Genomic DNA, 22,364 nt, shown 5'->3' with positions numbered 1-22,364 from the left:
CGGAGCCCGCCCTGATGCACGATGACCTTGAGGCCGAGCTGCGCATGGCCCTGGCCGAGGGCCTCATCACGCGCGAGGAGGTGGAGCCGCTGCGCGAGGAGTCCCTCCGCTCCGGCAAGGGCCCCCTCGCCCTCCTCCAGGCGCGCGGCCTCCTCTCGGATGAGTCCCTCGCCGAGCTGCGCAAGGCAGACGTAGACGAGACCTTTGTCCCCCGCGCGGCGGGCACCGGCGGCGCCGAGACGCTGGGCCCCGCCCTCACGCTGGCGGATCGCGACAAGGCCGACCCGCAGTTCCCCGTCCCCGGCTGGGAGCGCTACGAGGGCGTGCGCTTCCTCGGCCAGGGCGGCATGGGCCGCGTCTTCCTCGCGTATGACCGGAGCCTGCGCCGCAACGTCGCCCTCAAGTTCGTGCGCGGCGATGACGAGGTGCTCGTGCGCCGCCTCATGTCCGAGGCCCGCGCCCAGGCCCGCGTGGAGCACGAGCGCGTCTGCCAGGTCCACGAGGTGGGCGAGGTTCAAGGCAAGCCCTACATCGCCATGCAGTTCGTGGACGGGCTCCCCCTGGACCGGCTCGCCAGCGAGCTCAAGCTCACCGTGGAGCAGCAGGTGCTCGTGCTGCGCGAGGCCTCCGAGGGCGTCCACGCCGCCCACCGCGCCGGCCTCATCCACCGGGACTTGAAGCCCTCCAACATCCTCGTGGAGCGCACGGACGATGGGCGCCTCAAGCCCTTCGTCATGGACTTCGGTCTCGCACATGACTGGAGCGAGAAGGAGAGCATCAGCTCGGGCTCCGCGGTGGGAACGCCGCACTACATGGCCCCCGAGCAGGCCCGCGGCCAGGTGGAGGGCTTGGATCGACGCGCGGACGTCTACAGCCTCGGCGCCACGCTCTACTTCCTGCTCACCGGCCACCAGGCCATCCCCGGCGCCAATGGGCTCGAGGTGCTCAACAACATCGCCACCGTGGAGCCCACCCCTCCGCGCACCCTGAACCCCAACGTCCCCACGGACCTCGAGGCCATCGTCCTCAAGTGTCTGGAGAAGGACCGCTCCGCCCGCTACGACTCGGCGCGCGCGCTCATTGAGGACCTGGACCGCTTCCTCGCCGGCGAGCCCGTGCAGGCCCGCTCCACCGGCCTCTGGTACCGGCTGCGCAAGAAGGCGCTCAAGCACCGGCTCGTGGTGAGCGTGGCCGCCGCCGCCCTGCTGGCCGTCACGCTCGCGCTGGGCTCGGCCCTCTACACCCACTCGCAGGCCACCCGCCGCGAGCAGCTCGCCCGCAGCTTCACCGAGAAAGTCGAACACATTGAAGCCCTGGCCCGCTACTCGGGCCTGTCTCCGCTCCACGACACGCGCGAGGACCGCCAGAAGATCCGCGACCGCATGGCCGAGCTGGAGGGGCAGATCCGCGAGGCCGGAGCGCTGGCAGTGGGCCCGGGCCACTACGCCCTGGCGCGCGGCGCTCTGGCGCTCGGAGACGAGGACGCCGCGCGCACGCACCTGGAGCTTGCGTGGCAGAGCGGCTTCAAGGATCCGCGCGTGGCCTACGCGCTCGCGATCGTGCTCGGCCGCCGCTACCAGGACGAGCTGCTGGAGGCCGAGCGCCTGCGCAGCATCGAAGAGCGCCGGCGCGACATCCAGGCCCGCTACCGGGACCCAGCGCTGGACTGGCTGCGCCGCAGCCAGGGCGCGGATGTGCCCTCTTCCGAATACGTGGCCGCCCTCATTGCTTTCTATGAGGACGACTTCGACGCCGCCCTGGCGCGGCTGGACGCCATGGGCAACCGCCTGCCCTGGTTCTACGAGGCGCCCCAGCTGCGCGGCGACATCCTCCAGGCCCGGGCCATGCGGCGCTGGAACCTGAAGCAGGGAGACCTCGAGGGCGCTCGCGCCGACTTCGAGGCGGGCCGCCGCGCCTACGCCGCCGCCGCCGCCATTGGCGAGAGCGTGCCCGCTGTCCACCAGGCCCTGGCCAAGCTCGAGGCCAACGCGATGATCGTCGAAGTCTACAGCGAGGGCGACGTGCTCCCCGCCTTCACCCGAGGCATGGCGGCCGTCACACGCGCGCTCCAGGCCGCGCCGGAGGAGCCCATGCCGTTGATGCTGAAGGCGCGCTTCCACCGCCGGCTCGCCGAGAGCCAGAACAACAGCTTCGAGGACGCCGAGGCCAACCTCACCGCGGCCATGGAAGCGGCGCGCATGGCGCTCCAGCGGGGGCACCCCGCCCGGGAGGTGCAGCTGGAGCTGGCTCGCACCTTCCAGCAGCTCGCGCGCTTCCGCCGCAACCGCGGCCAGGACCCCTTCGAGTCGCTGCGCCAGGCCGAGCAGGCCCTACAGGCCATCCCCCCGGCGGACCGTGACTACGAATTCCACACCATCCTGGGCTCCATCTTCTCGCTCTGGAGCGCCTGCGAGGACGACGTCGGCATCCGCGCGGACGCGCACCGCAACCAGGCCATCGAGGCGCTCCAGCAAGCCACGCGGCTGGATCCGCGGCTGGCGGATGCGTGGACCAACCTGGGCCGGGCCTACCTCAACCGGGCCTTGCAGCCCGCAGACAGCCCCGAAGGCACGCAGGGCACGCCCTCACGCCCCGAAGAGGACCTCAAGCAATCCTGGGAGGCGAGCCGCCGGGCCATCGAGCTCAACCCCAAGAACTGGGTCACGTACTTCAACGCCGGAGACGCCCTGGAGCAGCTGGCGGACCGGCACCAGTGCTTGGATGATTCGCAGACCCTGTTGGCGCAAGCGCTGGAAATCTATCAGCGGGGGCTCACCGTCAACGGGCGCAGCCAGCACCTGCAGTCCGGCGTGGGCACGGTGCTGCTCAACCAGGCCGAGCAGCGCTTGAAGCACGGAGGGGATCCGCTGCCGCTGCTCGACGAGGCCCAGGCCGCCTTCGAGCGAGCCCTGGAGCTGGCCCGCAAGCAGGCCCACAGCTACAACAACCTGGGCCAGGTGCACGCCCTGCGCGCCCTGTACCGAGGCGCCCGCGGCGAGGACCCTGCCCCCAACGTGCGCGAGGCGGTGGCCTCCTTCGAGAAGGCGCTCCAGCAATCCCCGGGTGACTTCCTCCCCCGGACGAACCTGGGCAGGGCGCTGCGGACGCTGGCGGAGTACGAGCTGGCGCGGGGCCGCGACCCGAGCGCCACCCTGCAGCGCTCCGAGAGGGAGCTGCGCGAGGCGCTGCGCCACAACCCCCGGGCCTCCGAGGCCTGGGGCTACCTGGGAGAAACCCACGCGCTGCAGTTGCAGTGGAAGGCGCGAAAGGCTCAGTCCCGAGTGGAAGACTTCGCGGAGGCGGCCAAGGACTTCGAGCAGGCCCTGCAGTTGGATCCCTCGCAGCACGACACGCGCCTGGCGTCCGCCTCACTGCACCTCGCGTGGGCCTTGGCGGAAAAGAAAGCGGGCCGCGTCCCAGCCCCCCAGCTGGAACGCGGCCTCGCCTTGGTGGAAGAAGTGCTCAAGTCCTGCCCCAAGCACCCAGAGGCGCTGAGGCTGCGTGCAGAGCACGCTTCCAACCAATGACTGCCTGACTGCAACCTTCAGCAGGCGCCGGCCGCGCGAGTCCTCCCGCGTGAACCGGCGCTGGAAGCCCTAGCCCGGAACGACAGGAACCTCGCCGCCCTTGCTCGTGCCACCCGCACTCGAGGTGGTGGTGCCCGAGCCGCTCGTGTCACCCGTCTGCGTCGTGTTGTCGTTCTTGTCCGCCATGGTGCTTCCCCCTGCCGTTAGAGATTGTGTGCGGCAGGCTACAGCAATCGCGGTGCCACGCCCAAATACCCGGAAGTACGGCCTTTTTTGCCGCTCTGTCAGGGTTGTCTGGTATAAAACAGGGCCCTTCTCGCGCCGTTCGACACGTCGGACGGCCTGCCCGACACGTCGGACGGGCGTCCGACACAGCGGCGACCCGGTGGATCAGCTCTCGCCCGAGCCGAGCCCCAGCTCTTTGATGCGGCGGCCCAGGGCCCGCTTGGAGACCTCGAGGCGCTGCGCCATGGCGTCCAGGTCCCCCGTGCACTCCTGAAAGCAGCGGGTGATTTCCTCCACGGACAAGTCTCCGGCGGTGCGGATGTGGGGGCTCTTGTCGATCAAGTCATAGATGGAGGAGCGGGGAACGCCGAGCCGGTCCGCGGCGGCCTTCAAATCCCACGCGCACCCCCGGAGCGCGGCGAGCAGCTCCGTCTCGGAGATGTCCGAGGCCTTGCGGCGGGCGGCGGAGGACTTGGGCTCGGCCGGCGGCTTCGCGGCGGCGGTGGGAGGCTTCGCCTCCACTCGCACGTCTGGCGCCGCGGGCGCGACAGGGCGCCCAGGCCGGGGCTGCAGGGACGAATCCAGCTCCTTCTCCAGCCGGGGGTCCAGCCGCAGCCGGGGGTGCCCCCGGCTGCCGATGATGAGCTGGCGCGTGATGTTGCGAAGCTGGCGGATGTTGCCGGGCCACCCGAAGCGCACCAGCCGCGAGGCCAGCGGCGCGGGCAGCCAGGGCTCGGTGGAGGCGTCCTCCGGCTTCAGCCGCCACGCCTCGCCAATGGCCTCCAGCTCCTCGCGCGCGAAGTGGTGGAAGAGCAGGCCAATGTCCTCGCGCCGCTCCCGCAGTGGAGGCACGCGAATCTCGTAGCCCGCAAGGCGGTGCAGCAGCGGCGCCTTGAAGCGCCCGTCCTGGATTTGCTGCTCCAGCTGCGCGTCCGTCGCCGCGATGAGCCGCACGTCCACCTTCACCGGCGTGCGCTCGCCCACTGGGAAGATTTCGCCCGTCTCCAGCACCCGGAGCAGCATGACCTGCACCTCGGGCGGCGCCTCGCCCACCTCGTCCAGGAAGAGCGAGCCGTCATGCGCGGCCCCGAAGAAGCCCTCGCGGTCCTTCACCGAGCCCGTGAAGGCGCCCTTCGTCGCGCCGAACAGCTCCGCGGGCGCCAGCTCCTTGGGAATGGCGCCCATGTTCACGCTCACGAAGGCCTGGTCGCGGCGCTGGCTGCGCTGGTGGATGCCTCGGGCGATCAGCTCCTTGCCCGAGCCCGTCTCCCCGCGCACGAGCACCGGCACGTTCAGGTCCGCCACCTGTTCAATGTGGTGGCGCACCTGCTCGATGCCCGCGCTGGTGCCCACCATGCCCAGCGCATCCACCGCCGTGCGCGTGGAAGGGTCCGCCCAGTGCAGCAGCACCACCACGCGCTCGGCCAGCTCGAGCACCACGCCTACCGACAGCTCCTCGGGCGAGAACTCCCACGGCTCGCGCAGCGGCTCGCCCGCCAGCGCCACCTTGATGCCATCCCCAGGCGCCAGCCGGACGCCGCCCCCGGAGCCCTGCGAGAACACCACCGGCTTGCGGCTCAGGAACGGATCCGCCAGGGGCGTGCCGAGCACCGCGTCCGGGCGCTGGAAGTCCGGCGCATTCCGGGACAGCTCCACGGGCCGGCCCGACAGCACGCCCTCCATCAGCAGCCGCTCGCCCACCCGGTGGGCCATGGGGTGGGAGACGAGGGTCAGCGCCGGAACCAGCCGGGCCACCGGCTCGCTGCTGTTCCGCTTCTTGATGCCGATGGTGGAGGCATCGGCAAAGCTTCCCTCGCTCATGGAAAGATCCGCTCCGGCTGGCTACCGTCCCCTGGCTGGCACTGTACCGGACAAAGGTGTCGAAGCGCGCGCGCGTTGGAATCCGACAGAGCCTGTTCGCGAACTCTGTCTCCTGGCACGGGCTTGCCTACAATCCTCCTGGTGAGCACGACTCGACAGAGAGGCAGCGTCCTGATCGTCGAGGATGACGAGGACATTCGTGCGGCCATGGCGGAGCTCCTCGAGGGAGAGGGCTTCGAGGTCGCCGTCGCCTCCAACGGACAAGAGGGGCTCGAGGTACTGAGCCAGATAGGGCCGCCGTGTCTGGTCCTGTTGGACTTGATGATGCCGGTGATGAACGGCGAGGACTTCCTGCGGCACGTGCGCCAGGACCCGGCGCAGAGCGACATCCCCATCATCATCGTCACGGCCAGCGGGCGGGCGCCGCTGCCGGGCACCCAGGGCATCCTCAAGAAGCCGTTCGAGATCAGCGAGCTCTTCTCCACCGTGAACCTGCACTGCCGCTGAGCGGGCTCAGGGCCGCGTGAGGCCGTGGCGGAGCAGGTCCTCGGGTGTGTTCACGTTCACCAGGGAGCGCAGCTCCGCGTCCACCGCCCGGAGCGCCTCCTCCGGCAACAGCCTCGCGCGGGCGTGGGAGAGGAGCTCTCGCAGCGACGGGTCTCCTTGCTGAAGGTGCTCACCCCATGGGTCCGCGAGAGAGCTTCGGTAGACGGCGAGCAGTGGCTCCACGCGGCCTTCCACGGTGAAGCAGACGGCGCCGGCTTCGGGGGCTCGGGCCTCCAGGAGCACGCGCACGGCCTCGGGGCTCACGAAGGGCATGTCGCACGCCACCGCCAGCACCCACTCTGTTCTCGCTGCCGCGAGCGCCGCGTGGACTCCGCCTGGAGCCCCCTTGCCCGGCACGGCGTCCGGGACGGTGCGCAGCCCGAAGCGGGCATAGGGCTCGGGCACGTTCGCGACCAGCAGCACCTCCGCGAACAGGGGCGCCAGCGTGAGCAGCCGGTCCAGCACCGTCCTGTCCCCAACGCGCAGCAGCCCCTTGGGCACGCCTGAGAGCCTCCGGCCCTGGCCTCCCGCCACCACCGCCAGCGTCACGTCTGGGAAGAGCGCCATGGGTCCGCCAGCGCCACGCGGGGTACGCGGCGGGGGCTCAGGCTACCAGAGGAGGCGCGGGTCCCTGCCGTACTCCGGGCCTCTCCGCCACGCACCGGCTGTGGAGAACCGGGTTGTCCACCCGACGCAGGGGTGCTCGTGGAAGTTTCTCCCTCTGGGGTTTTGGGAGAGGCTGGGGGCTTCAGCGGGACTTCCATGGCGCTCACTCCTCTCATCCCAGCGCGGCAAGCCGCACTCGGTGCCGTCACCCCGGTGCCGCCCGAGCCTCTGCCCTTGCTCCTGGCCCATGGCCGCTTCCTCGCGGCGGCGGTACAGGCCGCGCGCTCACTGCCTGGGTGCGACACCTCCGCCATGGATGGGTGGGCCGTGCGCGCGGAGGAAACCCTCGGCGCCACGCGGGATCGCCCCGCGCGCCTGCGCATCGTCGACACCGTGTATGCCGGGACCCTGCCCTCTCGCGCTCTCCAGCCGGGAGAGGCCGCGCGCATCTTCACCGGGGCGCCCATCCCTGCGGGCGCGGATGCCGTCGTCCGCCAGGAGGCCGCCCGGGCCGAGGGGGATGGCTGGGTCTCTCTCTTCATCACCGTCTCGCCTGGCAAGGACATCCGGCTCACGGGTGAGGAAGTTCTCGAGGGCACGCCCCTCTTCGCCGCCGGACAGCGCGTGGATGCGCATGTGCTGGGCGTGCTCGCGTCCATGGGGGCCACCACCGCGCTCGTGCGCCGAGCGCCTCGGGTGGCCGTGCTCGCGACGGGAGATGAGCTGGTCCCTCCGGGCCTGCCCGCGCTGCCGCATCAGGTCTACGAGAGCAACCTCCACCTCATCGCCGCGCTGGCCCGCGAGGCCGGTGCCGAGGTGGTCGCCACCGAGCGCTCCCGCGATGACGAGGCGGAGCTGCGCACCACCCTGTCGGCGCTGTCACAGCGGGTGGATGTGCTCATCACCACGGGCGGCGCCTCCGTGGGAGACAAGGACCACGTCAAGCGCGTGCTCTCCGGGCTGGGCGCCCAGTTCCTCGTGGATGGGGTGGCCTTCAAGCCCGGCAAGCCCGTGGCGGTCGCTCGGCTGGGAGCGCTGGCGGTGGTGGTGCTTCCCGGCAATCCCGGTGCGGCCACCACCGCGTTTGATCAGTTTGGCCGTCCGCTGCTGCTGCGCTTCCAGGGCGTGCATGAGGAGCGACGGCGGCTGCGTGCACGGCTCTCGGAGGCCCGGCACAAGCAGGCGGGCCTGGCGTACCTCATCACCGCCACGGTGGAGCACCGCGAGGACGGCGGACGGCCCTGGGCCCAGATGCGGCCGCAGGGCTCGGGACAGATTTTCCAGAACGTGGACGCGGAAGGGCTCGTGGTTCTGCCTCCCGGCCGCGCCGACTTCTCCGAGGGCGATGAGGTGGAGATGGAGCTGTTCGACCGGCCTCGGTACGTGGCGGTGGAAGGATGAAGGCGCCTCCCGCGCTGAGCGTCATCGGCTGGTCCGGCGCGGGGAAGACGACGCTGGTGGAGCGGCTCGTGCCCGAGCTGCGGGCTCAGGGTCTGCGCGTGGGTGTGGTGAAGCACTCGTCGGATCCGCATCCGCTGCATCGGCCGGGCAGTGACACGGCCCGCTTCGAGCACAGCGGGGCAGCCCTGGTGGGCTTCGCCACACCGGCGGGTGTGCAGCTCACGGTGAAGGACGAGCCCGCGAAGGCGCTGCTGCCCCTGCTCGGGCGCTTCGCGGACGCAGTGGACCTGGTGCTGGTGGAGGGCTGGAAGGAAGGCCCTCTGCCCAAGTTGGAGGTGTGGCGCGAAGGCCTGGGGTCACTGCTGGCGGCGATGCGCTCGGATGTGCTCGCGGTGGTGACGGATGCACCGCGCTTGCCGGAAGACGCTCCGGAAGGGCTGCGGCGCTTCGGGACTGAGGAACTGCGGAACATCGCCGAGTTCATCACGCACCTGGCGCGGGAGCGGGCCCATGAGCCGTGAGGAGAAGGGCGTCACGCGGCGGACGGTGGTGCGGTTCTCGGAGGCAGAGGCCGCCGCACCCGAGGAGGACTCGGTCGCCGTAGAGGAGCCGCTGGAGATCCGCGTCAGCGGCGACACGGTGGCCATCACCATGCGCACCCCGGGTCAGGACCGGGAGCTCGCCGTGGGCTTCCTGTTCTCCGAGGGCATCCTCCGCTCCGTGGAGGACCTGGGCGGTGTGACGTACTGCGGGCGTCCAGGTGAGGAGGGCTGGGGCAACATCATCGAGGTGACGCCCGCTCCCGGGCTGGTGCTCGAAGTGGAGCGAGTGAACTCCTCCCGCCGGGGAACGCTGACCACGGCGGCCTGCGGCGTCTGCGGACGGCGGAGCGTGGATGACCTGATGGCGGTGTGCTCACCGGTGCCGCCTGGACCCGCGCTCGCGCCGAAGGTGGTGGGCCGCGCCACCGATCGCTTGAGAGATCTCCAGCGCAACTTCGCGCGCACGGGCGGCGTTCACGCGGCGGCTGTGCTGGACGCGAGCGGGGAGCTGCTCGCTTCGGCCGAGGACGTGGGCCGGCACAACGCGGTGGACAAGGTGGTGGGCACGCTGGTGCTCAGTGGGGCGGTGCGTTCCTCTCGTGCCTCACCGAGCCTCCCGGCACCTCCGCCCGAACACCCGCCCACTGTCCTCGTGGTGAGCGGCCGCGCGAGCTTCGAGATCGTCCAGAAGGCGGCCGTTGCTCGCATTCCCGTGGTGGCCAGTGTGTCCGCGGCGAGCTCGCTCGCCATTGATCTCGCGGAGCGCTCCAGAGTGACGCTCGCCACGTTCGTGCGCGGCGGGCGCTTCAACGTCTACACACATCCGGAGCGGCTGCGGCGCCCCTAAAGGGACCGGACCCGCCTCCGCCTGTTCGGAAATGTCGGGGGTTTTGAACGCCAAAAGTCCCGACATTTCCGGCTCGTAGGCCGGCAGGTAATGGCCACAGAACGGCTTGCTCCCATACGGACAGGTGCGGCAGGGGTTGTCGAGGCGCCGGTCGCGCAGCATCAGCATGGCCCGAAGCACGCCCAAGAAGACGCCCACCGCCGCCAGCCGAGCCAGCACTCCCCCTGCCGTCCAAGGCAGCGCCCAGATCACCGTGCACCAGCGCGCGGAGCCGCCAGAACCCTGACGCAGAAGACCGGACTAGACCTCCTCGAACCTCGTGCCTGTGGCCCCTATGCGATCCAAGGCGTCCTTGATCTCCCCGGAGACGATCAGCGGGCCCGTCCACCCCTCGCACCGAAGCACCTGGGCGCTCCCCACCTTGGACTTGTCGATGCGCAGGTCGCGCACGGAGAAATACTGACCGACCTTGTGAGGCACTCCGTCCTCATGCGTCCAGAGTTCGATCCGGGATGCCTTTTCGTCGATACAGTGGATGCGGCGTGTGGCCACAAGGATGAGGTACTGATCCGGCTGGCCCTCCACGTCCACGGGGATCAGTTGCACATCATCTGGGGCCAGCTCTGCGAACATGGACGCGACCCGGACATGAACCACCGGGATCATGATGCCCGCCTCTGTGAAGTCCAGCGGTGTGCCCGCAGTCTCGACGGGGATTCTCAATCGCTCCTTGAAGAGGACGGGGAAGCCAAGCCTGAACTGCCCGTCATCCACTTTGAGGCTCTGTCGGTCCCTGGGCATTGCTAGATGCCAGCGGTGCGGGACGTTGACATCGTCGGCGAGTCTGAAGAAACGCTGGGACATGGACTCCGTTTATCGTGGCGTGGCTCGGGTGACGAGTTGGTTCAGTTCTGTTCCCGGGGTGGCGATCTGCTTGGCCAGTTTCCGGAGTGCGCCAGCCAACGCCTCCCGGCATTCCACGACGCTGGGACAGGTCTCCGTTGCACCGGCAAGTTCGTCCATGACGATCTGGTGATACCGCTCGGGGTGCGGTCCTTTGTGCCCCGGCAGAGGCATCTTGTTCGCCGGATCCTCCATCGACATTCCCGCCTTGGTGAAGAGCTCCCGGAACCTCGGTGTCCACGGGCCCCCGCGCGCGGTGGACGTGTCGTTGCAGATGGTGGCGATGTGGTGCGTCTCGATGCAGGGGCCTGTGCTGCCACTGCCACTGGCCCCCATCGTCATCGCGGTGGCTGCCACCGTCACGCTCACGCCCTCCGCCGTCAGCGCGATCTCCTCCACTGAGCCCAACGCGGACAGCGAGATTTTTGCCGTGCCATCGGCCTGCACGGCCACCTGCGCCGAGCCGGGCAGCGTCGGCACCTTGGCCGCGAACAGCTTCGCCGTCGAGCCAATGGCCGCCATCAGGAGCATGGCGAATGCGCGCGCTGCCTCTCGCCCGAGAAGCTTCCCGAAGCGCTCGCCCGCATCGCGGATCTGCTCGAAGGTGGTGGCCACCTTCACCTCTTCCATCAATTGGATCCAGCCGGTGACAAGGTTGCGGAGCGTGTCGTAACCCACGTACAGAATCAGCCCCAGGCCAACCACCGCCACCAGCGCCGGAGCTACGGGGTTGAGCGCCAGGATCAGCAGCATGGAACCCAACGTCCACAAGACCGTGTTGATGAGCGCGCGGACTTCCACCATCTCCCCCAGCGCCTTCTTCATCTCGTCGATCACCGGGCTCTTGCTCAGCGCCAGCGCCCAGATGTAGCGGCCGTGCATGTCCAGGTAGCGCCCACCCACCAACGCGCCCCCGAGACAGTCCCCGTAGACGTTGTAAACGCGCTGGCACCAGACCCGGTAGCGCTCGGCCGTCTCCAGATCGTCTTGCGTCAACGTGCCGTCCCAGGGTTCGCCCGAACCCAGCGGCACCAACTTCTTGTCCGCCCGCAGGTAGAGGTAGTTGCCGAACTGCGGGTCCATCTGAAACATCTTCTCCACCGTCTGACGCGGGGTGCCTGACAGTCGCACCTCGCGCGCCAGTCGCCTCATGGCCTGCTGGAACTCCTCTGGTTTCACCACGACGAGTTGCAGGTCCACCGTGCGGGGAATGTGGACGACGGCTTGGCCTTGGCCGGTGTCCTCCACGTGGGGGACCCGTGGGATGCTGCTGCATCCCACGAGGAACGCGACGACAAGTGCGCTCATCCTTCTCCAGGGAATTCGCCTCAGCCCCATGTGTCACTCCTTCATGCGAGGAGGGGAGAAGGTTAGGGGGCTGCCCTGCGGAGAAAGTGACTGTTCGCCTAGCACCGTGTAGCACCGACGCGTTGCTCGAACAGGGTATCGCCCTCCATATCGTCGTCACGGGGTGCAAGCGATGCCCCAGCAGAGGACCCTCATCCTCATCGCCTTCGCGCCTGCGCTTGTGGGCGACGTCAGGAACACCTGAACCCTCGCTAGCCCACACTCACACACCCCATCCCCGGCGCCCCGCAACATTATATGCGGGGCCTCGACCCGCCCCGTCGCTCAGCCCGGACGGGTGAGCTGGCGGACCAGCTCGGCATGCTCCGGGTAGCGCGCCACCAGCGTGTCCCGCGTCGGCAGCTCCCAGTCCGCGAAGTCGAAGCCCGGCGCCACGGTGCAGCCCGCCAGCGTGTAGTCCCCGCGCGGCACCGCCGCCTGCAGCACCCCGGCCGGGACCACCACCTGCAGCCGCTCGCCCTGGCTCACCTCCCGCCCGAGCGTCACCTCTTCCAGCCCCTGCTCGCTCAGCAGGTACAGCGTGAGCGGAGCCCCGTCGTAGAAGTGCCACACCTCGTCCGAGGCCACCTGGTGCCACGCCGCGAACTCCCCTCGCCGCAGCAGGTAGTAGATGGACGTGCCCGCCGAGCGCACCCCTCGCGGCGTCTCCACCTGCGCCTTCGCGCGGTACGTCTCCCGAAAGTAACCGCCCTCCAGATGGGGCTCGAGCCCCAGCGCTCGCACCAGCTCGTCGACCTTGGACATGGACATGGGCGCACACCCTAGCGCGCGCCGCCCCTCCCCGCTGCTCGCCCGTGGCGGGGGCTCAACCTGCTAGGTCCTTCTTGCTTGAACCAACCTGCCTTGCAGGTCATACTCATACAACCCCTCCTAACGGGTCACATGGCCCCCTTTGTCAGGTACGGCCAGCGGAGACGCAACGGGCCGACTCCACCCGGGATGTCTCTGGAGCACGCGTGATGCAGCACCCCTTCCAGCTGATGCCGGACATGATGGTGGGCGACTTCCGCATCCAAGCCCGGCTGGGGGCCGGGGGCTTCGGAGCGGTGTTCCGCGTGGAGCGGGACGGGGAGCTGTTTGCCCTCAAGTTCGCCGTGCACGGCCCCGACAGCGACGACGCCAACCGCACGGATGCCCGCGCCCAGCGAGAGCTGGCCTGCCTGCTGCTCGTCACCCACCCCAACGTGGTGAAGGTGTGGGCCCACGGCCGCTGGCCGCACCCTCGCACCGGCTTCCACTACGTCGTCATGGACCTGGTGGAGGGCCCCACCCTCACCGACTGGGTGAAGCAGTCGCGCCCCCCGCTGCGCGAGGTGATTCGCGTGTTCGCCACGCTGGCGCTCACCCTGGACGCGCTGCACGCGCAGTCCATCCACCACCGGGACTTGAAGGGCTCCAACATCCTGGTGCGCGCCCGGGACGGAGAGCCGGTGCTGGTGGACTTTGGCGCCAGCGAGCACGTGGGCTCGGACTCGCAGCTCACCGAGGGCCCGCTGCCCCCGGGCACCCCGCACCTGCGCACCCCCGAGGCCCTGCGCTTCCACCGCGAGCGCTACGCGGACCCCACCGCGCGCTACCCGTTCCGCCCCACGGATGACCTCTACGCGCTGGGCGCCACGCTCTACGAGGTGCTCACCAGCGTGCCGCCCTTCCCCCCCACCCTGCCGCGGGAGGTGCTCACCTCGCTCATCGAAAAGGAGATGCCTGCCTCGCCCGCCGTGCTCAACCCCCAGGTGCCGCCCGCGCTCGGAGCGCTGGTGCTGCGGCTGCTGGCGAAGGACCCCGAGCAGCGGCCCGCGAGCGGCCAGGCGCTCCACGATTTGTTACAGGCGCTGCTGCATGACGCCCCCTCCTTCTTGGAGGTGCCACTCTCGCCCGGCGCGCATGCCGCGACGACAGAGGGCACCGGGGGACCGGCCGTCATGTCCAGCCAGAAAGACCCGGAGAGGCCCCTCTTGGGGAAGGAGGATGGGGGGGGAGCACACTCCTCACCTGGGACCACCTCCCCCAGGGGGGAGTCCATCCCCACCGGCCCCATAGAACGGGCCTCTCCGGGTCCCTCGTGGCACCGGCGCCGCCCGTGGCGGGCCGCGCTGTCCACCGGGGTGCTGCTCACGGTGCTGGCCGCGGGCGTGTGGCGGGCCGGCCTGCCCGGCACCGGGAGACAAGACACCGGGGCCTCGATGGACCTTGCGCCCTCCTCCGAGTGGCTGTGCCAGCTGCTGGCCCTGCCTCCCCCGGCCTCCCGCCTGGAGGATGGGCCTCTCCGAGTTCCCCTCCACGCCCGGCCCAGCGCGAGGCCCCCGGCGGAGGCCGTGGAGCCCACCCCTCCCCGACCCAAGAAAGGTCTACCCATGAGGCGCTTCTTTCCCGACCCCTCCCCCGCTCCCCTCCCTCCTCCCCTGGACAAACCCTGGTTCTCGCGCCTGTGGGAGTCCCGCGCCTTGGCTGGGGCCGTGGCCGCCTGCACCGTGGCGGTGGGCTGTGCCAGCACGGACGCCGCAGTCCGCCTGGGGCCTCCTCCGCTCCCGAAGTGCTCTCCCGAGGCCGTGGCCAGCATGAAGGAGATGCTCTGGGGGGATCCCTGGGCTGACCGCGCCCGCGTCCTCCTGACATTCGACGACTTGCCCACGCTCACCATGGCGGTGGCCGAGGGCCCGCGCGAAGTCTACGTCTGGGACGCCCGAAAGCCTGGCCGCAGCTACCCCGACGATACGCGGTTCGTGGGCCAGGGCTTCATCCGCGACCGGTTCTACGTCCGCTTCACCGAGGCGGTGCTGCCCGATGGCCGCCGGCTGCCCTTCTGTGGCGTCCTCGTCCAGGAAGACACCGCCAACGATGGCCTCCCCTTCACGCCGGACTCGCGGCCCGGGGCGATGAAGGTCAACATCTACGCCTGGGTCTACTACGGCCACCACTACCCTCCTTCGAGGCCCTGAAGGACTCCCGCGCAAAGTGGCCTGTCGCCCGGCAGGCTCCGAGAGGCATGCTAGAGGCGGACGTCCGCCCCAGCGCTGAACCGGAGTCACCGCCGCATGTCCCCCTCCCCCCCTGCCCTCCTCCTGGCGCTCCTCCTGCTCGGGACAGCCTCCACCGTCTGGGCCCAGCCCTCCCCCTGCCAGACAGGAAGACGCCGCATCGAGCTGAAGGAAGGCGCGGCGCCTCCCCCCGAGATTTGCATCAGCCCGGGGCTGGTCACCTCGCTGCTCTTCGACCGGGAGCTGGCCCCCAAGGTGGAACTGGAGGGCCGCCCTCGCTTCGAGCGCGTGGAGGCCATGAACCGCTCCATGCTCTTGATGCCCTCGGAGAAGCTGGCCCCGGGCGAGCGGCTCCAGCTGACGGTGCGCTTCACGGGGACCGCAGCTCCGGCGAGCGCCTCCTTCATCCTCGTCGTCTACCGGGACGAGGCCGATCGCCAGGTGGATATCTTCCGTGCGCCCCGCAGCTCGGAGTCCTGTCAGGCCGAGATTGCGCGCAAGGAGGAAGAGCTGCAGAGCTGCCTCCAGGGGCAGCCTCCCCCCGCTCTCGGCGGGCTCGCGCGGTTGCTGGCGGACGGGGCGTTTGAGGACCACACCCTCCCCCCCCGTCCTCTCGACTTCCCGCCTCCCGTTCTGGCTTCGGGGGCCGCGCTCCAGGTGAAGCGGCTGCGGCTCTACGTGGCCAAGAACCGGCTCGTGCTGGAGGCGAATGTCATGAACAACGACCCCTCGAGGCCCTTGCGGCTGGCAAGCGCCGCCGTCACCGGCGCGTCCGGCCAGCCACTGGAGCCGCTCGATGTGGTGCTGCCCAAACCCATCCCCCCCCGGAAGAACGGCTCCATCTGGGTGGAGGTGACCCGCCCAGATGAAAACCTTCCGGGCACCTACAGCCTGCAGGTGTGGGATGAGGACAAGGTGCGCACCTTCACCCTCTCCGGCTTGAATCTGCGCTGAGCCACGGCCCTCACTCGGGCTCGAGCAGGGACAGGCGCCGGCGGTTCCGGGTGTTGCGGCCCCGGGCCATCATCGCGCCGGAGATTTGGCTGAGCAGCTTCACCTGGGTGGCGCTGAGCTTGCGCAGCCGCCGCAGCAGGCGGCGCATGTCGGCGGAGTCATCCGAGCGGGGCTTCACCTCCTCCACGGGGAAGACGCCCCGGAAGTCGGCGGAGTCCAGGCCGAGCAGCTCGTGGGGCGGCACGTTGAGCACCAGGCACAGCCGCCGCAGGTTCTCCACACGTGGCAGCATCTGCCCGCGCTCCATGCGCCCGTACACCTCCGAGGCCATGCCAATGCGCTCGGCCACGTCCTCCTGGGTCAATCCCGCGCGCAAGCGGGCAGTGCGCACGGCCAGGCCGAGGATGCTCGCCAGCGGCTTTTCCATGGTTTCGAATTTCGCCATTGCAGTCGGGTCCAGGGGGCACACGGCCCCACCCAGGTCGCCCTCCAGGTAACCCTCAGGGTGATGTCCTTTCATCATACCTCAAACGTTTGTTCGAGGGCCTGGATTCAGACGGCCTGGAGGGCGGAGGGGCACCAGCCCCGGGGCTGGCAGCACCTCCCGGAATCCCTGCTTCAGTGGGTGAAGCGCAGGGGCTCGGCGCGGATGACCCGAGCCGTGGGCAGTCCGTCCTCCAGAATATAGGAGACACGCACCTCGCCGCCCTCGAGCAGGGACTCGGGAGCCAGCGCGTGCCGGGCCTGGACGGCGCACGTGCTCGCATCGGTGCGCAGCTTCATGGGCCCCTGGCCGGGCACATTCACGGTGAGCAGCCCGTCCTGCGCGAAGTCCAGCGTGCCGGACACCAGGGCGGCGGGCTCCCCGGCGGCGAGCACTTCGGCACAGCTCCGGCGCTCCCCACCGGCCATTCCGCTTCCCCCCACCCCGCCCCCCTTCCGGCCGGGAGCCCTGCGGTGCACGGCGGAGTCCCGCTCATCCAGGCCGAGCTCCTCGCTCACCTGCTCATAGAGCTTGTGCCGGGCCTGGGCGCTCTTGCGCGTCTCGTTCATCCAAGCCCACTCGCCCGTGTCGATCTCCGCGCCGCCCCCCTGCCCCGCGCTGGCGCTCACGGGGTGCTCGTCCAACAGCGGGACTTCCCGGTTCGCTCCGGCGCACGCCACCGCGCTCGCGGCCAGCCAGACACCACCCACCCACTTCGCGAATCGCTTCATGTCCCTCTCCTCCCCTCGGATGAGTGCTCTTGCTGCGCGGCCTGCTCGAACAGGGCGATGGCCACGCGGCGGCGCTCGGCGGCGGCGAAGAGCAGCCCCAGTGGAGCGCCGAAGAAGAGCGCGTGCAGCAGCAGCTGGAAGAACTGGGGCGTGTTCTCCAGGAACCACGGGTAGTAGCCGCGGGCGACGAACTGGAACGTCACCCCCCAGACTCCGAGCGCGAACAGCATGCCCACCGCGGTCTGGTGCGACACCTTGGGCCGCAGCTCGGGAGACAGGCGCGCGTCGATCAGCGCGTAGGCCAGGCCGAAGAGGGCCGACAGTCCGAAGTGCACGGCGAGCCCGGCGGCGAGCATGAGCCCGAGTGGGCCCTCGGTAAGCGCACGGACTCCCAGCAGGACGCTGGCCGCGTAGCGCACCGGCGCCATGAGGCCCTGCCCGCCCACCAGGGAGGCGAGGCACTCGGCCACGGCGAACACGGCGCCCGCGACCAGACCGAAGCCCAGGCCGTTCCATGCTGCCCAGGGTGTCTTCGACCAGGCCATGTTGATGCCTCCTCGTGTGGCTCCAGCGCTGATCGCGCGGAGGGGCCTCGCCACGAGGCACCTGGGAGAAGAGTTGTCATCCAACGGACGGAGGGGAGACGGGGCGGGCGGGAGGCGAGGGCCCTCGCTCTTCGAGTGAGCAGGGAGACATCCCCTCCTCCCTTGGGACCCTGGTGCTCGGGACCGCCCCTCGTTAAGGCAGAGCGGGGCCTTGCCTGCTTCCTCGGGCCCTGTTCAGGAGAACTCATGTCCCCTTGGCTCAAATCCCTGCTCGGCGCCTTCGCGGGCGCCTCCCTGCTGCTCTCCGCGTGCGGGGGCGGAGAAGACACCCAGACCAAGTGCCCCACGAGCGGCACCTCGCTCAGCTACCAGAACTTCGGCCAGAGCTTCATGAGCGTGTACTGCACGCGTTGTCACAACTCGGCGCTCTCGGGCTCGGAGCGCCATGGCGCTCCGGGCGATCTGAACTTCAACACCATGGAGGGGATCCACGCCGAGGCCAAAGAGATCGACAAGCAGTCGGGCGCCAGCGCCACCGTCACCAACGAGAGCATGCCTCCGGATGGGGAGAAGCCGTCGGTGGAGGACCGGCGCAAGTTGAGCGAGTGGCTCGCCTGCGGCGCCCCGTAGCCCACCGCCTCCGCTCGGGCGCGAGAACCCCGGGCCGGCGGGGCTCAGCGCTCGCGCCGCAGCACCTGCTGAAGGAAGTCGAGGAACACCCGGACGCGCGGCGTGGACTGGCGCCGGGGCAGGCACAGGGCGCGGATGGGCGGACCCTCCGCGGCGTAGGGCGCCAGCACCTCCACGAGCCGCCCGGCGCGCAGGTGCTCGGTCACCATGAAGTCGAAGGCCTGGCAGATGCCGAGCCCCGACACGGCGGCCTCCACCAACAGCTCTCCGTGATCGATTCGGAACGAGTCCGGCGTCCGCACCGTGCGGGGGCGGGCCTCGCGGCGATCGCGGAACTCCCACTCGCGCGAGATGCCCGCGGGCGTGACGAACTTCAGACACGCGTGGCGCTCCAGCTCCTTGTAATGACGGGGCGTGCCGCTGCGGCCGAGGTACGCGGGCGAGGCCACCGTCACCCACTGCGGCACGCGCAGGGTGCGCGAGACGAGGCTCGAGTCCTCCAGCTCGCCGATGCGGACTGCGACATCCACACTCTCCTCGGCCAAGCGCGAGAAGCGATCCGTGAGCGACAGGTTGAAGGACAGGCGCGGGTGGCGGGCGGACAGGCGCCCCAGCTCGGGCACCACCACGCGGCCGAGGATGAGGGGCATGGAGACCTTGAGCTCGCCCTCGGCGACCTTCTGGGCCTGGGCGAGCAGCTCGCGCCCGGCCTGCAGCCGCGTCACCGCCTCGCGGCAGTGCTCCAAGAAGGTGGCGCCCTCGGGGGTGAGGGAGACGTGGCGCGAGGTGCGGTGGAGCAAGGTGATGCCTAGGTCCGCCTCGAGCCGGGCCACGGCCTTGCTGACGGCGGCCGTCGTCACCCCGAGCTGCGCGGCGGCTTTGCGGAAGCTGCGCTCCTCCGCGGTGTGGAGGAAAGGGAGCACTCCGGAGAACAGGTCCATGCCTGCATTGTTAACCGGAAGTTGACGGAAGGTTGAGCGGGCGGGTGATTCTCAACCTGGGGGTGCTCCGGTACTTTTCTCCTCGCACGCATTCACGGAGGAGCACGCGATGAAGATCGGAGTCTTCGGTACCGGCATGGTGGGCGCGACGATTGGCACCAAGCTCGTGGCGCTGGGCCACGAGGTGAAGATGGGCTCGCGCACGGCGAACAACGAGAAGGCGGTGGCGTGGGCGAAGAAGGCGGGCGCCAAGGCCTCTCAGGGCACGTTCGCGGACGCGGCGGGGTTCGGCGAGCTGATCTTCAACTGCACCTCGGGCGCGGGAGCGCTGGACGCGCTGAACGCGGCCGGGGCGGGCAGCCTCAAGGGGAAGATCCTCATCGACATCTCCAACCCGCTGGACTTCTCCAAGGGCATGCCGCCCACGCTGTTCGCGGGGAACACGGACTCGCTGGGCGAGCGCCTCCAGGCGGCGTTCCCGGAGACCCACGTCATCAAGACGCTGAACACGGTGACGGCGGAGATCATGGTGAACCCCGGGAGGATTGGCGGGGGGGACCATGTGATGTTCATCAGCGGCAACGACACGGCGGCCAAGGCCAAAGTGGGCGAGTTCCTCAAGACGCAGTTCGGCTGGAAGGAGCTGGTGGACCTGGGCGACATCACCACCGCGCGCGGCACGGAGTCCTATCTGCCCCTGTGGCTGCGCCTGTGGGGCGCGCTGAAGACGCCGTACTTCAACGTGAAGATCGTCAAGGAGTGAGCGGTCCCGGGAAGACGCCCGTCTCCCCCGTCTAATCGTTTGCATTCAAACCTCCTCCCTGACAGGTTCTCTCTGGCGGAAGCAACGCAAGAGGGCAGGAGGCCTCGGAGCGCCCCTCGGGGCGAAGCCGAAGGAAGTATCCGGCACAGGGCAGCCCAGCAGTCCGAGGCGCTGCCAATCCGGATCGGCCTCCCTAACTTGGGAGGGGCTATGTCAGGCGGCGGCAGCGTGGCGAGAGCGAGGCATGTCACAGGAGGCCCGTGGAAGGCTCGTGCCCTGCGGGAGCTGGAGACCGCGCGGGCCCGGACGCTGGGCATGCTGGCCGGCTTGCCGGAGCCGGAGCTGGTGCGTCAGCACTCGCCGCTGATGTCGCCGCTCGTCTGGGACGTGGCGCACGTGGCCAACTACGAGGAGCAGTGGCTGCTGCGTTCGCTCGGAGGCAAGGCCCTCACGGATCCGTCCTTCGACGCCATCTACGACGCCTTCCAGCACCCGCGCCGCACCCGCTCCCAGCTGCCATTGCTGGCTCCCGCTGAAGCCTTCGCGTACGCCGCGCGCGTGCGCGAGGCCGTGCGCGAGCACCTGGACACGGTGCCGGAGGACTCGCCCGAGCCGCTGCTGAGAGACGGCTTCGTGTTCGGCATGGTGGCGCAGCACGAGCAGCAGCACGCGGAGACGCTCGCCGCCACGCTGCAGCTGATGACGACGTTCGAGTACCGCCCGGCCGCGCGCGAGCGTCCCCGCCCCGGTGCCGTGCCGCAGCACGAGGTGCTGATCTCGGGCGGACCGGTGAGCCTGGGCAGTGACGGGGCCTGGGCGTACGACAACGAGCGCCCCGTGCACACGGTGGACGTGGCGCCGTTCTTTCTCGATGCGCACCCGGTGACGAACGGGGACTACCTCGTGTTCGTGGAGGCGGGCGGCTACGAGGATCCGCGGTGGTGGCACCCGAAGGGCTGGGCGTACGTGCAGGCCGAGAGGCTGGCGCATCCCCTCTTCTGGCTGCCGCAGGGCCAGCACGTGTGGCTGCGGCGGCGCTTCGGCTGGGTGGAGGCGCTGCCCAAGGACGAGCCCGTGCAGCACGTGAGCTGGTACGAGGCGGACGCGTACGCGCGCTGGGCCGGCAAGCGCCTGCCCACGGAGGCCGAGTGGGAGAAGGCCGCGGTGGGCAGCGACGGCACGCCGCGCGAGCACCCCTGGGGCCACACGGCGCCCACGGCGGCGCACGCGAACCTGGGCGGAGACACCTGGGGCCCAGCGCCGGTGGGTGCATTCCCCGAGGGCCGGAGTGCGGACGGCGTGTGGGGGCTGCTCGGGGACGTGTGGGAATGGACGGCGAGCGACTTCGGCGGCTACGCGGGCTTCCGAGCCTTCCCCTACCGCGAGTACTCGGAGGTGTTTTTCGGCAGTGACTACAAGGTGCTGCGAGGCGGCGCGTGGGCGAGCGCCCCGGTGGCCGTGCGCAACAGTTTCCGCAACTGGGACTACCCGATCCGCCGGCAGATCTTCGCCGGCTTCCGCTGTGCGAGGGACGCGAATTGATCTACCTGTGGAGGGAGCAGAGGACAGGAGTCACGCGGCAGCAGCCGGTCACCGTGGACGTGCACGTGCGTCCGGGAGACGCGCGGCGAGCGCTCTGCGAGGAAGCGGAGGCGGGGCTGTGCGGGCGCCCCAAGGAGCTGTCGCCGAAGTGGCTCTATGACGAGCGCGGCAGCCAGCTCTTCGACGACATCACCCGGCTGCCCGAGTACTACCCCACGCGGCGCGAGCGGGAGATCCTCGAGGCGCGCGCGGCGGAGATCGCCCGGGTGAGCGGCGCGGACACGCTCATCGAGCTCGGCAGCGGCACGAGCGAGAAGACACGGCTGTTGCTGGACGCGTTCCAGGAGGCGGGGCAGCTGCGGCGCTTCGTGCCGTTCGACGTGAGCGAGGCCTTCCTGCGGAGCGCGGCGGAGCGGCTCGCGCGGCAGTACCCGCGAGTGTCCGTGCACGCGGTGGTGGGAGACTTCGAGCGCCACCTGGGACGCCTTCCGCGCGGAGGGCGAAGGCTGGTGGCCTTCCTGGGGGGCACCATCGGCAACTTCAAGCCGGAGCAGCGCGCACACTTCTTCCGCGAGGTGGCCGAGGGCTTGGAGCCAGGCGACGGGCTGCTGCTGGGCACGGACCTGATCAAGTGCAGGGATCGCCTCTTCGCGGCCTACAACGACCGGGCGGGGGTGACGGCCGAGTTCAACCGCAACGTGCTGCGGGTGCTGAACCGCGAGCTGGGGGCGGACTTCGACGTGGAAGCCTTCGCGCACCTGGCACCCTTCGACGAGGAGCACAGCTGGATCGAGATGCGGCTCATCTCGCTGCGGGAGCAGGTGGTGCGGCTGCCGGCGCTCGAGCGCTTCGCGCACTTCGAGGAGGGCGAGGTGCTGCGCACGGAGGTGAGCTGCAAGTTCCGTCCAGAGCAGGTGGAGGCGGAGCTGGCCGCTGCGGGGCTCCAGCTCTCCTCATGGTGGACGGACGCGGCGGAGGACTTCGCGCTCTCGCTCTCCTTCAAGCGCTGA

The 22,364-nt window shown here is 69.9% G+C and carries 20 protein-coding genes; 11 read left to right on the top strand and 9 right to left on the bottom strand.

What is annotated here, in order from left to right:
- Positions 1-14: 14 nt before the first annotated feature.
- Entirely contained in the window at positions 15-3,527 is a 3,513-nt protein-coding gene (locus tag DB31_RS18945) for a protein kinase domain-containing protein (protein WP_240486757.1), read from the top strand.
- Positions 3,528-3,917: 390 nt separating this feature from the next.
- Here the strand turns inward: DB31_RS18945 and DB31_RS18940 are convergent, their stop codons facing one another.
- Entirely contained in the window at positions 3,918-5,573 is a 1,656-nt protein-coding gene (locus DB31_RS18940; RefSeq protein ID WP_044189516.1) for a sigma 54-interacting transcriptional regulator, read from the bottom strand.
- Positions 5,574-5,714: 141 nt separating this feature from the next.
- Here DB31_RS18940 and DB31_RS18935 point away from each other — a divergent pair, with 141 nt between their 5' ends.
- Complete coding sequence (locus tag DB31_RS18935) at positions 5,715-6,080, top strand: response regulator (RefSeq protein ID WP_044190126.1); 366 nt, start codon at positions 5,715-5,717, stop codon at positions 6,078-6,080.
- Positions 6,081-6,086: 6 nt separating this feature from the next.
- Here the strand turns inward: DB31_RS18935 and mobA are convergent, their stop codons facing one another.
- Positions 6,087-6,686 (bottom strand): molybdenum cofactor guanylyltransferase, encoded by a 600-nt coding sequence (gene mobA / locus DB31_RS18930; RefSeq protein WP_044189514.1) that lies wholly within the window; start codon positions 6,684-6,686, stop codon positions 6,087-6,089.
- Between the two features lie 195 nt (positions 6,687-6,881).
- On the opposite strand from mobA, the gene DB31_RS18925 reads away from it, so the two are divergent.
- From DB31_RS18925 to fdhD, 3 genes are read left to right on the top strand one after another with little or no spacing between them, the layout of a single operon-like run.
- Positions 6,882-8,126, top strand: a complete 1,245-nt coding sequence (locus DB31_RS18925) for a molybdopterin molybdotransferase MoeA (RefSeq protein ID WP_044189512.1) — start codon at positions 6,882-6,884, stop codon at positions 8,124-8,126.
- Positions 8,123-8,647: a molybdopterin-guanine dinucleotide biosynthesis protein B gene (gene mobB, locus DB31_RS50525; protein ID WP_044189511.1), complete on the top strand. Its 525-nt coding sequence runs from the start codon at positions 8,123-8,125 to the stop codon at positions 8,645-8,647. The genes DB31_RS18925 and mobB overlap by 4 nt, the downstream gene beginning before the upstream one ends.
- Entirely contained in the window at positions 8,637-9,515 is an 879-nt protein-coding gene (fdhD, locus tag DB31_RS50520; RefSeq protein ID WP_044189508.1) for a formate dehydrogenase accessory sulfurtransferase FdhD, read from the top strand. Before mobB ends, fdhD begins: the two co-directional genes overlap by 11 nt.
- Positions 9,516-9,815: 300 nt before the next feature.
- Here the strand turns inward: fdhD and DB31_RS18910 are convergent, their stop codons facing one another.
- The 3 genes from DB31_RS18910 to DB31_RS18900 all read right to left on the bottom strand — a co-directional run bounded on the left by DB31_RS18910 (position 9,816) and on the right by DB31_RS18900 (position 12,536).
- Positions 9,816-10,379 (bottom strand): imm11 family protein, encoded by a 564-nt coding sequence (locus DB31_RS18910; RefSeq protein WP_044189506.1) that lies wholly within the window; start codon positions 10,377-10,379, stop codon positions 9,816-9,818.
- A gap of 9 nt (positions 10,380-10,388) precedes the next feature.
- Positions 10,389-11,756: an AHH domain-containing protein gene (locus tag DB31_RS18905; RefSeq protein ID WP_044189503.1), complete on the bottom strand. Its 1,368-nt coding sequence runs from the start codon at positions 11,754-11,756 to the stop codon at positions 10,389-10,391.
- Between the two features lie 294 nt (positions 11,757-12,050).
- Positions 12,051-12,536: a cupin domain-containing protein gene (locus DB31_RS18900; protein WP_240486755.1), complete on the bottom strand. Its 486-nt coding sequence runs from the start codon at positions 12,534-12,536 to the stop codon at positions 12,051-12,053.
- Between the two features lie 209 nt (positions 12,537-12,745).
- Here DB31_RS18900 and DB31_RS44905 point away from each other — a divergent pair, with 209 nt between their 5' ends.
- Together DB31_RS44905 and DB31_RS18890 are read left to right on the top strand one after the other, a co-directional pair.
- Positions 12,746-14,725 carry a serine/threonine protein kinase gene (locus tag DB31_RS44905; protein WP_052420081.1) on the top strand — a complete coding sequence of 660 codons (1,980 nt, stop codon included), beginning with the start codon at positions 12,746-12,748 and terminating at the stop codon, positions 14,723-14,725.
- A 96-nt stretch (positions 14,726-14,821) separates the two neighbouring features.
- Positions 14,822-15,718: a DUF2381 family protein gene (locus DB31_RS18890; RefSeq protein WP_044189501.1), complete on the top strand. Its 897-nt coding sequence runs from the start codon at positions 14,822-14,824 to the stop codon at positions 15,716-15,718.
- A 10-nt stretch (positions 15,719-15,728) separates the two neighbouring features.
- On the opposite strand, the gene DB31_RS18885 is transcribed toward DB31_RS18890, so the two are convergent.
- From DB31_RS18885 to DB31_RS18875, 3 genes are all read right to left on the bottom strand, one after another.
- Positions 15,729-16,145: a helix-turn-helix domain-containing protein gene (locus DB31_RS18885; protein WP_044189498.1), complete on the bottom strand. Its 417-nt coding sequence runs from the start codon at positions 16,143-16,145 to the stop codon at positions 15,729-15,731.
- 191 nt (positions 16,146-16,336) lie between these two features.
- Positions 16,337-16,933 (bottom strand): hypothetical protein, encoded by a 597-nt coding sequence (locus DB31_RS18880; protein WP_044189495.1) that lies wholly within the window; start codon positions 16,931-16,933, stop codon positions 16,337-16,339.
- Positions 16,930-17,478 (bottom strand): hypothetical protein, encoded by a 549-nt coding sequence (locus DB31_RS18875; RefSeq protein ID WP_044189492.1) that lies wholly within the window; start codon positions 17,476-17,478, stop codon positions 16,930-16,932. The genes DB31_RS18880 and DB31_RS18875 overlap by 4 nt, the downstream gene beginning before the upstream one ends.
- Positions 17,479-17,724: 246 nt before the next feature.
- Here DB31_RS18875 and DB31_RS18870 point away from each other — a divergent pair, with 246 nt between their 5' ends.
- Positions 17,725-18,108: a hypothetical protein gene (locus DB31_RS18870; protein ID WP_044189491.1), complete on the top strand. Its 384-nt coding sequence runs from the start codon at positions 17,725-17,727 to the stop codon at positions 18,106-18,108.
- Between the two features lie 44 nt (positions 18,109-18,152).
- On the opposite strand, the gene DB31_RS18865 is transcribed toward DB31_RS18870, so the two are convergent.
- Positions 18,153-19,049, bottom strand: a complete 897-nt coding sequence (locus DB31_RS18865) for a LysR family transcriptional regulator (protein WP_044189489.1) — start codon at positions 19,047-19,049, stop codon at positions 18,153-18,155.
- Between the two features lie 109 nt (positions 19,050-19,158).
- Between DB31_RS18865 and DB31_RS18860 the strand changes: the two genes are divergently transcribed.
- The 3 genes from DB31_RS18860 to egtD all read left to right on the top strand — a co-directional run bounded on the left by DB31_RS18860 (position 19,159) and on the right by egtD (position 22,364).
- Positions 19,159-19,812, top strand: a complete 654-nt coding sequence (locus DB31_RS18860; RefSeq protein WP_044189488.1) for an NADPH-dependent F420 reductase — start codon at positions 19,159-19,161, stop codon at positions 19,810-19,812.
- A gap of 228 nt (positions 19,813-20,040) precedes the next feature.
- The gene (gene egtB / locus DB31_RS18855) at positions 20,041-21,354 is read left to right on the top strand and encodes an ergothioneine biosynthesis protein EgtB (protein ID WP_240486754.1); all 1,314 of its coding nucleotides are present in this window, start codon (positions 20,041-20,043) and stop codon (positions 21,352-21,354) included.
- Positions 21,354-22,364: an L-histidine N(alpha)-methyltransferase gene (egtD, locus tag DB31_RS18850; RefSeq protein ID WP_044190117.1), complete on the top strand. Its 1,011-nt coding sequence runs from the start codon at positions 21,354-21,356 to the stop codon at positions 22,362-22,364. The genes egtB and egtD overlap by 1 nt, the downstream gene beginning before the upstream one ends.

The organism is Hyalangium minutum, from assembly GCF_000737315.1.
Taxonomy (GTDB): Bacteria; Myxococcota; Myxococcia; order Myxococcales; family Myxococcaceae; genus Hyalangium; species Hyalangium minutum.
Note: the sequence above shows the minus strand (reverse complement) of the source record. Positions and strands in the feature narration are given on the sequence as shown.